11 protein-coding genes are annotated in these 10,446 nt (G+C 62.2%); 4 read left to right on the forward strand and 7 right to left on the reverse strand.

Annotated elements, in window-relative coordinates:
• Nucleotides 1-10: 10 nt before the first annotated feature.
• Nucleotides 11-244, reverse strand: a complete 234-nt coding sequence (locus tag AC1DGD_RS18235; RefSeq protein WP_476857745.1) for a hypothetical protein — start codon at nt 242-244, stop codon at nt 11-13.
• Between the two features lie 1,137 nt (nt 245-1,381).
• Between AC1DGD_RS18235 and AC1DGD_RS18240 the strand changes: the two genes are divergently transcribed.
• Nucleotides 1,382-2,989, forward strand: coding sequence for a hypothetical protein (locus AC1DGD_RS18240; protein WP_476857746.1), 1,608 nt, complete (start codon nt 1,382-1,384; stop codon nt 2,987-2,989).
• A 123-nt stretch (nt 2,990-3,112) separates the two neighbouring features.
• On the opposite strand, the gene AC1DGD_RS18245 is transcribed toward AC1DGD_RS18240, so the two are convergent.
• Both AC1DGD_RS18245 and AC1DGD_RS18250 read right to left on the reverse strand, forming a co-directional pair.
• Nucleotides 3,113-3,469: a hypothetical protein gene (locus tag AC1DGD_RS18245; RefSeq protein WP_476857747.1), complete on the reverse strand. Its 357-nt coding sequence runs from the start codon at nt 3,467-3,469 to the stop codon at nt 3,113-3,115.
• 80 nt (nt 3,470-3,549) lie between these two features.
• Nucleotides 3,550-3,906, reverse strand: coding sequence for a hypothetical protein (locus tag AC1DGD_RS18250; RefSeq protein WP_476857748.1), 357 nt, complete (start codon nt 3,904-3,906; stop codon nt 3,550-3,552).
• A 501-nt stretch (nt 3,907-4,407) separates the two neighbouring features.
• Between AC1DGD_RS18250 and AC1DGD_RS18255 the strand changes: the two genes are divergently transcribed.
• Both AC1DGD_RS18255 and AC1DGD_RS18260 read left to right on the forward strand, forming a co-directional pair.
• Entirely contained in the window at nt 4,408-4,875 is a 468-nt protein-coding gene (locus AC1DGD_RS18255; RefSeq protein ID WP_476857749.1) for a hypothetical protein, read from the forward strand.
• 241 nt (nt 4,876-5,116) lie between these two features.
• Entirely contained in the window at nt 5,117-5,503 is a 387-nt protein-coding gene (locus tag AC1DGD_RS18260) for a site-specific integrase (protein WP_476857750.1), read from the forward strand.
• Nucleotides 5,504-5,622: 119 nt separating this feature from the next.
• Here the strand turns inward: AC1DGD_RS18260 and glnA are convergent, their stop codons facing one another.
• Nucleotides 5,623-7,047: a type I glutamate--ammonia ligase gene (glnA, locus tag AC1DGD_RS18265; RefSeq protein ID WP_476857751.1), complete on the reverse strand. Its 1,425-nt coding sequence runs from the start codon at nt 7,045-7,047 to the stop codon at nt 5,623-5,625.
• 283 nt (nt 7,048-7,330) lie between these two features.
• On the opposite strand from glnA, the gene AC1DGD_RS18270 reads away from it, so the two are divergent.
• On the forward strand, nt 7,331-7,768 hold the full coding sequence (locus tag AC1DGD_RS18270) for an RDD family protein (RefSeq protein WP_459384400.1): 438 nt from the start codon (nt 7,331-7,333) through the stop codon (nt 7,766-7,768).
• Nucleotides 7,769-8,167: 399 nt separating this feature from the next.
• Here the strand turns inward: AC1DGD_RS18270 and AC1DGD_RS18275 are convergent, their stop codons facing one another.
• The 3 genes from AC1DGD_RS18275 to AC1DGD_RS18285 all read right to left on the reverse strand — a co-directional run.
• Nucleotides 8,168-8,530, reverse strand: coding sequence for a DUF3817 domain-containing protein (locus AC1DGD_RS18275; RefSeq protein WP_476857752.1), 363 nt, complete (start codon nt 8,528-8,530; stop codon nt 8,168-8,170).
• Between the two features lie 230 nt (nt 8,531-8,760).
• Nucleotides 8,761-9,510, reverse strand: coding sequence for a DUF4191 domain-containing protein (locus AC1DGD_RS18280; protein ID WP_243179470.1), 750 nt, complete (start codon nt 9,508-9,510; stop codon nt 8,761-8,763).
• A 90-nt stretch (nt 9,511-9,600) separates the two neighbouring features.
• Nucleotides 9,601-10,446: lipoyl synthase (locus AC1DGD_RS18285; RefSeq protein ID WP_476857753.1), on the reverse strand; the 846-nt coding region annotated here is incomplete at its 5' end.

A 10,446-nucleotide genomic window follows, 5' to 3' on the forward strand; every position in this document is an offset into this window, starting at 1 on the left:
TGTGTGGAGATTAGCGGACGATGTACGTCCGGCTGAACCGATAGCTGACCTTGCCGTTCAATGTGCCCTTGACGCGGACGACGTACTTATCGCGTTTGACTGGCCAGGCCTTGTGGGTGTCATGGTAGCCGCCCGCGAAGATCTCGCCGTTCCTGAACCAGCGGTATTCCAGCTTGGTGCCCTTGGGCCAGCCGTACTTGTTCGCCCGCAGGACTGTTCCTGCGGTGACGTACACGGTGGACACGCCGGCTGTGCAACTCGCGGTAGTTTCTGCACATGACGAGGGGCACCAATTGAATTCCGTTGGACAGGTCGCGGCGCTCGCCGGGGCCGCCGCGGTGAGCGCTCCTGCTCCCAGGGCAACGGAAAGGGCGGCAGCGGCTGCCGCTTTACGGAAGAACGATCGTTTCAATGCTGGCACGGTTCCCCGCACCTCCTGTCGGTGGTTGGCAGATAATTTTTGGCTGCTGAACGCTTCCGACATACACCGTCTAAGGCGCCCCCAAGCCCTGAGTATAACCACACGGGTCACACCAGCATCAAGGGCGCCTTGCCTAGGCCGACAGGAATCCGGGCAGGCGGTTTCCCCAGCGGATTCCGCGAAGGTGTTCGGAGAACGCCTGCACTCCTCGATATCCCAGTCCGAATCGCTGACGCGTTCCACGTTGCCGGCGGGCATCCAAGCCCAGTGCCCGTGCCGTGCTTCGTCCGCCCATCCCACAAGGACGTAGGACGGGTTCCAGCGTTCCGCATGGGCATAGACACTCACCGTTCCGCCGTCAGCCAGGAGCCGGGTTGCCAGCACCTTGGGGTAGCTCCCGTACTCCCACGGTTTGGTTTCGTCCGGCGCGTGTCTTGGGTCCGGCCTTAGATACTCGTACGTTTCAACGTCGAGCATGAACGCTGACATGCGGTAAATATATCTGCCGCGTGTCAGCATCGCGCCCACCGCTTCAACATCAATCTTCACCACGGACGGAACAAAGGGCGCGCGGTCTGACACCCCTGCCGCGGCCAATACTGTAGCTTCGTGGCATAGTTCTCTCAGTTGAAAGTCGAAGTTTCGAATATTGGAGGACTCGTGTCTAAGTCTTGCACCGGCAGAAGCGCCTCGCTCTGGACGCGTCGGGTGGCAGCCGGCATGGCCGCCACCGCCGCTATATCAGTCGCCGGCGTCGGGCCAGCAAATGCGTCGACCATAGACTCCGAGGCCCCTGTGATCGTCAGTGCGTGGGTTTCTCACCCGCAAATAATTGACGTCATTGATGGGCCAGTGCGGGTCACGGCGCGGGTCGAAGTCGAAGATGTTGGCTCAGGAGTGGGCGCGGACTACCCCCAGCTGCGCGTCCATTCCAACCGGTACACCATCCCAGCCCAGACTATGACGTTAGTCTCGGGTGACCGGTTCCACGGCACCTACGAAACGGTCTTCACTTTCCCGGAGCATGTCCCCAACGACGTTTGGGAATTTCAGCCGCGCATCGTCGATCTCGCGGGCAACCGGTACCAGGAGGAAAACTTCCTCCCGTTCTCCCCGACGACGGTGTCCCTGGAGGACAATGACGCTCCTGACGTCACGGCCGCCACGAGTATTAAGTTCGCCGCTACCAGCGGCGGTGCGCGCAATGTCATCGACATCACCGACGGTCCAGTCCCAGTGGCGATGACCGTCAACGCGTATGATGCCGGCATCGGATTCCGGCCCGATGCCAGCGTTTCCATCGGCGCCAACCTCCGTCAGAATTCCTCAACGGATGTCCACCGGGGAGTCTTTACAGGAACCTACGAATTCGCTCGATACAACGGCGACCCGGATTCTCTGGGTCCCCGAGAAATATGGAGCCCCAGTGTGGCCGATGCCAACGGCAACACGTCACCTCGTTACAAAATCCAAGACGTCATCTTCGGGACCCGGCCGCTGCGGGCCAAGCTTCCCGCCCTGAGCGCAAGCATCGGAAGCGTCAAGGCGAGCTGGGCGGCACACAGCGACGTGCTTGGGATCCTGGAGTACGAGACCGAATTCACTGGAACGGGAATCGTTCGCAATGTGCGCACTACTGTCACGCAGGCGTCGCTGAATGACTTGCCTGCCGGCACCTTCACGGCGCGGGTACGGGCACGGAATCAGCTCGGCTGGGGAGACTGGACTAACGCTTCGGCCCCTGTGGCCTACATCCCCGCTCCGTTGAGCGGCAGCACACCCACTATCTCCGGCACGGTAAAGGTAGGACAGACCCTCACCGCCAACCCCGGAGCGTGGACAACCGGCACTACGTTCGCATACCAGTGGCTGGCTGGCGGTCTCGCAGTGTCCGGCGCGACCGGTTCCACTCTTGTGTTGGGCCAGGGTCAGGCCGGCAAGGCCATCGCCGTGCGGGTCACTGGTTCCAAAACCGGCTACGTTACCGCTTCCAAAACCTCTGCGGCGACCTCAGCCGTGGCTAAGGGCTCACTAGTTGGGGTTGCTCCGACGATTACCGGCACTGTCCGCGTCGGTTCGACGCTGACGGCAGATCCGGGGTCATGGTCACCGGCCCCTGTGACTCTGTCGTATCAGTGGTACGGGTCCGGGGTGGTCATCACGGGCGCAACTCTTTCGACCTACGCCTTGACGACGGCTGACCTCGGAAAGACGATCACCGTCAGAGCTGCTGCTAGCAAATCCGGATACAACTACACCTACAAGACCAGCGCCGCAACGGCTTCGGTAGCGACCAACGTCTTGACCGCGCCCAGGCCGGTTATTCCTGCCTCCGCTGCCGTGGGTCAAACTCTCACTGTCAAGGTCGGCGTGTGGACACCGACGGTTTATCTGCGGACATACCAGTGGAAGCGGAACGGAATTAGCATTCCGGGCGCAACGGCGAGTTCTTATAAGGTCGTCGCCGCAGACCTGGGCGCAGGGCTTTCCATCGCTGTCACCGGACGGAAAAGCGGCTACCTGACAGAAACAGTCACCAGCAGCAGCACTGCGCCGGTGACGAAATAGCGGGCAGACTAAGGGTTTGCCTTAACTGATGCCCGCCGCGGAAACCCCCGCCAGTCGTGATGACTGGCGGGGGTTTGCTCGTTCAACGCCTAAGGGAAGACGAGTTACCCCCGTCAGTCGCGGCTACTGGTTTGGGCTGCTCAATGCTCGTGACCGAACTTTGAACGTCCCACCTGTCTTGGTGACCGATTTGCCAGCCTTGATGCCGGTTACGGTGACAGTTACCGTCTTCCCACAATCGCCCGACCGGGTCTTGTAGCCGCCGATCCAAACATCGGAAATGCGGACGCCGTTACGAAACCAGCGGTATTTCAGCTTGGTGCCTGTAGCCCAGCCGCTCTGGTCGGCCCACACCACGGACCCGCACCTCGTGGACGCCGTGGATTCTACGACCGTTGCTGCACTGGCTGACGGTACGAGCATCAGCGAAGACCCGGCGAGCACGACCGCCACGGCGGCGCTGCGAAACGCAAATTTCACGATTATTCCCCCCAATATTAATTGGCCACGATGGCCCGATGGAATCCTAACGCAAACGGCTCGACCTGCGTGGACTTCTTTTACGCGGGCAGGAATCCGGGCAGGAGGCTTCCCCAGCGGATGGCGCGTAGGTGTTCGGGGCAGCGGCGGTACTCCTCGATATCCCAGTCAGAATCACTCACGTGCTCCACGTTGCCGGCAGGGATCCAAGCCCAATGCCCGTGCCGCCCGTCGTCCGCCCATCCCACAAGGACGAAAGAGGGGTTCCAGCGTTCCGCAACTGCGTAGACACGTACCGTTCCGCCGTCAGCCAGGAGCAGTGTGGCAAGCACCTTGGGGTAGCTCCCGTACTCCCACGATTTGGTTTCGTCCGGCGCGTGTCCTGGGTCCGGCTTTAGATACTCGTACGTTTCACCGTCGAGTGTGAACGATGCCATGCGGTAAATATATCTGCCGCGTGTCAGCATCGCGCCCACCGCTTCAACATCTATCTTCACCACAGATGGAAGCTTAGGGAGCACCGCCGACCATTTCAGGCTCCGACTCACAATCACGAATACTAAGCCGAGGCGGACGACCGATTACGCTGATCTCATGTCACTTCCTACCTGCTTCATAGCAATGCCGCTAACGACGTCCGAGGATGCTAAGGCCAGTTACCACGGCGATGCCGAGCACTTTGTTCACGTCTTGGAGCACCTATTTGTGCCTGCGGTAGAGGCTGCGGGATTTGTTGCTATCAGGCCCATCATGTCGGGGGGTGATGTGATCCAAGGGCAGATTATTAAGCACCTTGAGACCGCAGACATGGTCCTCTGCGACATAAGCTCCCACAACCCCAATGTGTTCTTTGAGCTTGGAATCCGGACCGCGTTGACCGCCCGGTTGCATTGGTTCGCGACCACAGGACAGACAAGCTCCCCTTCGATACTTCCATGGTGAATACGCACACCTACAATGGTTCGCTTACCCCATGGACCCTGGATGGAGACATCGAGGGAGTAACGAAGCACGTTGCAGACACCTTCAGAAACACTCCCGAAAAGAATGACCTGTGGGGGTATTTCGGACTGACAAGGCGAGCGTCCGAGCGGTTGCCATCGGAGAACCCGTTGGAGGCCAAAGTTGACCTCATGATGGGCCAACTTTCGAGCCTGACGTCGAATGCTGAAGAGGACACTCGCCGAAGCATGACTGACGTGCTGATTGGTAGAATCTACGAAATTGCGATGGATATGGGCGTAAATATCCTTGAGGTTAGAACTCAATCGAAGAGAAGTATTTCCGTCGTAATTGGAGACAGTGCTAAACCAGTACGGTTCCTGCATGAAATGGCGCGGCTAGGCGAGAAGTATGACAGAACGATTACGGTTTTGAAGCCTGATGAGGCCCGCATACTCTTTTAGCTCACTTCCAGCCCCGCTCACAGGATAGGTGGGGCTCCCGTCATCGCACCCTGCAAGTCGCAAGCGGGCAGGGGTTGATCACGCTCGGCACCGTATCCCGCGTTGCCGCGAAATTCTGATAGATATGCAAGTATTCGAGTGACCAATCGTTGAAGGGCACGGGGAACGTGGAAGTCAATACGCTTAGCAAGACGCTCTTATTTACGACGGTTCGGATTATGTCCCACGGCCCGACAGGGTCGTGGAACGGTACTGGGTTCCTCATGCTGGTCTCCGTGTCGCTGAAGCCGTGGCCCTGAGGGTTTCAGATGTGGATTTCATGCGGGGAGTCATCGCGCCGGCCATCCAGTATCCGGGCGTGGAACTCAAGACTGAGGAATCCCGGACGCCTATTCCGATCCCTCAGAATGGGTTCAGGTTCCATGACCTCCGGCACTACTTCGCCTCCCTGCTCATCTCCCAAGGCCTTGACGTAAAGGTAGTCCAGAAAAGCCTCAGGCACTCCTCAGCGAAGACCGCGCTGGACACCTACGGACATATGTGGCCCGACAAAGAGGAATCAGCCAGGGCGGCAGTCGCCCAAGTGCTGGGGGAGCGGCTGAACTCGCGGACTGAGCAGACCGGGTAGGCGGGTCCGGGCACAACAAAAGGCCGGCCCCAAGTGGTGAAACTTGGGACCGGCCTTTGCTGTAGCCAGATTCTTGCGGACCGTGTGCGGACTATGCCCGATTCAGCCGCATGATCTAGCTAGACGCCGTAGTAGAGCTCGAACTCGTACGGGTTCGGGCGCAGCGAAAGCGGACGGATCTCGTTCTCGTACTTGTACTCGATCCAGGTGTCGATCAGGTCCTGGGTGAAGACGCCGCCGGCCTGCAGGAACTCGTTGTCCTCGGCCAGTGCATCCAGGGCCTCCTCAAGGGTGCCCGGAGCCTTGGGGATGTCCTTGGCTTCTTCGGCCGGGAGCTCGTAGAGGTCCTTGTCGATCGGAGCCGGGGGTTCGATCCGGTTACGGATGCCGTCGATGCCGGCCATCAGCTGGGCAGCGAACGCCAGGTACGGGTTGGAGGAGGGGTCCGGCGCGCGGAACTCGATGCGCTTGGCCTTCGGGTTGGACCCCGTGATCGGGATACGGATACCGGCGGAGCGGTTGCCCTGCGAGTAAACCATGTTGACCGGGGCTTCGAAACCCTTGACCAGGCGGCGGTAGGAGTTCACCGTCGGGTTGGTGAAGGCCAGGACAGCGGAGGAGTGCTTCAGCAGGCCACCGATGTACCAGCGGGCGGTGTCGGACAGGCCGGCGTAGCCCTTCTCGTCGTAGAACAGCGGCTCGCCGCCGGTCCACAGCGACTGGTGGCAGTGCATGCCCGAGCCGTTGTCACCGAAGACAGGCTTCGGCATGAAGGTCACGGACTTGCTCCAGGCATCGGCGGTGTTCTTGATGACGTACTTGAACTTCTGCAGGTCATCAGCCGCGTGGGTCAGGGTGGTGAACTTGTAGTTGATTTCAGCCTGTCCGGCGGAGCCGACTTCGTGGTGGCTGCGCTCGACCTCAAGGCCGGCCTCGTCCAGGGCAACGCACATGGCGTCGCGCAGGTCGGCCTGCTTGTCGGTGGGGGAGACAGGGAAGTATCCGCCCTTGACCGGGGTCTTGTAGCCGAGGTTTCCGCCCTCTTCCTCACGGCCCGAGTTCCAGTGTGCTTCCTCGGAGTCGATCTTGTAGAAGCTGCCCTGCGGGGAGGACTGGTACTGGACGTTGTCGAAGACGAAGAACTCGGCCTCGGGAGCGAAGAAAGCGGTGTCGGCAATGCCGGTCGAAGCCAGGTAGGCCTCCGCCTTCTCCGCCACGCCGCGGGGATCGCGGTGGTACGGGTCACCGGTACGCGGGTTCACGATCGAGAAGTTCAGTGCAAGGGTCTTCTCCATGCGGAACGTGTCGATGAACGCCGTCGTGACGTCCGGGATGAGCTGCATGTCAGACTCGGCGATGCCCTGGAAGCCGCGGATTGAAGATCCGTCGAAAAGCTGGCCGTTGACGAAGAAGTCGGCGTCAACGCTCTTGGCAGGCACGTTGAAGTGCTGCTGAACGCCCGGGAGATCGGTGAAGCGGATATCGACGAATTTGATGTCTTCGTCCTTGATGAACTTGAGGACTTCGTCCGCAGTCTTGAACATCTATGCTCCTTACGCATATGAAAGATCTGGCCGTCAGGCACATTTGTCCAGCGCAGTCCAACAGCGGAGAAGGCAAAAAGCTTCCCCGCTTCGCAGTCGCTAGCAACTGTTACCACCCTAAGGACAAGGGATTTCCCCGCAGTGTCCGCATTGTTTCGGGGAGGTTACAGAATGTCCTGACACGTAAACGCTAGTCGCCAGTCCACACTGTGGCCTATCTGGTCCACAATGTGACACCCTACCTCCCACACTATGGACAGGCCAGAGCCGATAAGCTTGGAGGGTGGTTGATCGCAAAGACATCGGTTCATGGCTCACCGGGCCGGACACATCCGGCATCTCCAGGTACCCGGGGGAGCGGCTCGGGCTGCCCGAGTCCGGGGCAGGGTCGATCGCCCGTGCCGGCCGGCGCATCCTGGCGATCTGCATTGACTGGGGCATCGCGCTGTTGATCAGCAATTTCGCCTTCGGCGGCGACTCCTGGGCCACGCTTGCCGTGTTTGCCATCGAGCAGATCCTACTGATCGGCACCCTCGGCTACGGCATCGGCCACCGGATCGTGGGAATCCATGTGGTCCGGCTGGGCGGCGGCCCGGCGGGTCCGCTCGCGGCCCTGGTGCGCACTCTGCTGCTGTGCCTCGTTATCCCTGCCGTCATCTTCGACCCGGACCAGCGCGGCCTCCACGACAAGGCCATGAATACGGTGCTCGTCCGGATGTAGCAATCCGCGGCCGGATGCGCGACGGCGGTGCCAGGCAACCAGGCGCGGCGGGCCCTCGTCCGCTTGCCACGAATGGCCGCTGACCTCCCCGCATAGCGGCCATGTGCGTCAGATGGGCACAGCGATGGTGTCAGGGCGCGGCGGGCCCTCGTCCGTTTGCCACGAACGGCCGCTACCCGCCCCGCGTTGCGGCCATGTGCGTCAGTTGGGCACAGCGATGGTGTCAGGGCGCGGCGGGCCCTCGTCCGTTTGACACGAATGGCCGCTGACCTCCCCGTTTGGCGGCGGCCCCGTCCGTTTGCCACGAATGGCCGCTACCCGCCCCGCATAGCGGCCATGTGCGTCAGATGGGCACAGCGATGGTGCCGGGGCGCACAGAAACCCGAGGCCCTCGGCGGACTAGACCCCCGCCGTCTCCTGGGCCGGCGTCGGCGCAGCCTCTCCCGACCGTTCCGTCAGGTATCCGTGGCGGCCGGCCCAGCGCTCAAACCACACCGTCGCGAAGGGGAAGACGGCGGAGAGCCCTGAGAGCAAGGCAATCCGGAACGGCCAGCGCAGCATTGCCCACAGGCTCAGTGCCGCAATCGCGTAGCCGATGAAGAAGGCCCCGTGGATCGGACCGGCAATCTCCACGCCGAGTTCCGTCGTCCGGGTGATCCATTTGAGCACCATGCCGAGCAACAGCGCGGCCCAGCTGAACGCTTCGGCGATCGCCAGCCCCCGGAAGATGCGGATCATCGTGGCGGTCGAGGGAAGTTTCATGCGTATCTCCTGAGTTCTTGCGTCCGTTTTCGCGGTGTCCGGTGTCGCTTTGTCCGGCACCCCGCGTCCGTTGTCCCGCGTCCGTTGTCCCGGGTCCGGTGGCCCGGCGCCGGGCGGGCCGACGTCGGGCAGTAAGAGAAACGCCCCGGCTGGCGGCCTGAGGCGGCCGTGAACCGGGGCGATTCTGTACTGCGGGCAATTCCATCATGCGGTGCGGTACTGCCGCCCGCCTAGCGCCCGCGGGTGGGACGGGCCTTGTAGGGATCGATGCCCTTCGGGATGGGCAGGCGGCCGCCAAGCGAGGAAATGCGCTTCGACACGGCGCTGACCTCGGTCTTGGTCAGTTCGCCCTTGAGCTTGTTCATCTTCCTGGCGATCTGGCTGAGCGGCACCTGGCCCTCGCCGCGGCCGCTTTCGATCACGTGGATGGTGACGTTGGGGAGGATGCGCGCAAGGCGCTTGCGCTCGGCGTCGACCAGCGGCTTGACCCGGTTGCTGGGGCCTTCGCTGACGAGCACGACGCCGGGACGGCCGATGGCGCGGAAGACGGCATCCTGCGTGCGGGGGTTCACGGCGACGGGCTGGTCCTCGGTGATCCAGCCGCGCTTGAGCGTGCCCAGCGCGGCACCTGACGCGCCGGGCTGGTTCTCGATCTGCGCGAACGCGGCGCGCTCGGCGCGGCGGGACAGGATCAGCGTGGCCGCAAGGGCGCCCAGGGCGATGCCGATGATCAGGCCGGTGATCCAGTTGTCGAGCAGGAAACCGACCAGCAGGCTGAGGGCAACAACACCCAGGAACGCCAGCAACATGAGCCACGGAACCATGGGATCGTGGCGGCGGGTCATCTGGAAGACCTCGCCGATCTGCTTCAGCCGGCTCGGCTTCTTGGCCTTTGCTTCCTTGGGCTTACGGGAGAAAAGACCGCGCTTCGGAGCTTCGGAAGCCGGGCTGGAGTTGCTGGGATCAGGGGAATTCGCCATAGTTCCTTAATTCTACGTGATGGACGGCCAAGGGCCGGCACCGGAGTCATCCGGTGCCGGCCCTTAAGTGGAAGGGTGTCAGAGCAGGGTTCAGGAATGTGCCGCGAGCAGCGAGCTGGCTTCCTGGCGGGTGCTTCCGGAGCTTTCGATGTGTGCGAGTTCGGCCGGGATTTCCCAGCCCTTCTTGCGCATCGCGGTGGCCCAGAGCCGGCCGGCGCGGTAGGAGGAACGCACCAGGGGCCCGGACATGACGCCCAGGAAGCCGATCTCGTCGGCTTCGTTTTGCAGGTCCACGAATTCCTGCGGCTTGACCCAGCGGTCCACCGGCAGGTGCCGTTCGGAGGGGCGCAGGTACTGGGTGATGGTGATCAGGTCGCAGCCGGCCTCGTGCAGGTCCCGCAGCGCCTCGGAGATTTCCTCGCGGGTCTCGCCCATGCCCAGGATCAGGTTGGACTTGGTCACCATGCCGAGCTTGCGGCCCTGGGTGATGACGTCCAGGGAACGGTCGTAGCGGAACGCCGGGCGGATCCGCTTGAAGATCCGGGGCACGGTTTCGACGTTGTGGGCGAAGACCTCGGGCTTGGAGTCGCAGATCGCCGCGATGTGCTCGGGCTTGCCGGAGAAATCGGGGATCAGCAGTTCGACGCCGGTGCCCGGGTTCAGTTCGTGGATCTTGCGGACCGTCTCCGCGTAGAGCCAGACGCCCTCGTCGGCGAGGTCGTCGCGGGCTACACCGGTCACGGTGGCGTAGCGCAGCTGCATGGCCTGGACCGAGCGGGCCACCTTGGTGGGCTCGAACATGTCCACGGGGGAGGGTTTGCCGGTGTCGATCTGGCAGAAGTCGCAGCGCCGGGTGCATTCGGAGCCGCCGATCAGGAAGGTGGCCTCCTTGTCTTCCCAGCATTCGAAGATGTTCGGGCAGCCGGCCTCTTCACA

The organism is Arthrobacter sp. 05T45 (assembly GCF_056395875.1).

Bases quoted from the DNA above. Each gene is read 5' to 3' on its own strand.
- AC1DGD_RS18240 (WP_476857746.1), top strand. From the start codon at position 1,382: ATGACGTTAGTCTCGGGTGACCGGTTCCACGGCACCTACGAAACGGTC.
- AC1DGD_RS18275 (WP_476857752.1), bottom strand. From the start codon at position 8,530: ATGAAACTTCCCTCGACCGCCACGATGATCCGCATCTTCCGGGGGCTG.
- glnA (WP_476857751.1), bottom strand. From the start codon at position 7,047: ATGTTCAAGACTGCGGACGAAGTCCTCAAGTTCATCAAGGACGAAGAC.
- AC1DGD_RS18250 (WP_476857748.1), bottom strand. From the start codon at position 3,906: ATGGCATCGTTCACACTCGACGGTGAAACGTACGAGTATCTAAAGCCG.
- AC1DGD_RS18280 (WP_243179470.1), bottom strand. From the start codon at position 9,510: ATGGCGAATTCCCCTGATCCCAGCAACTCCAGCCCGGCTTCCGAAGCT.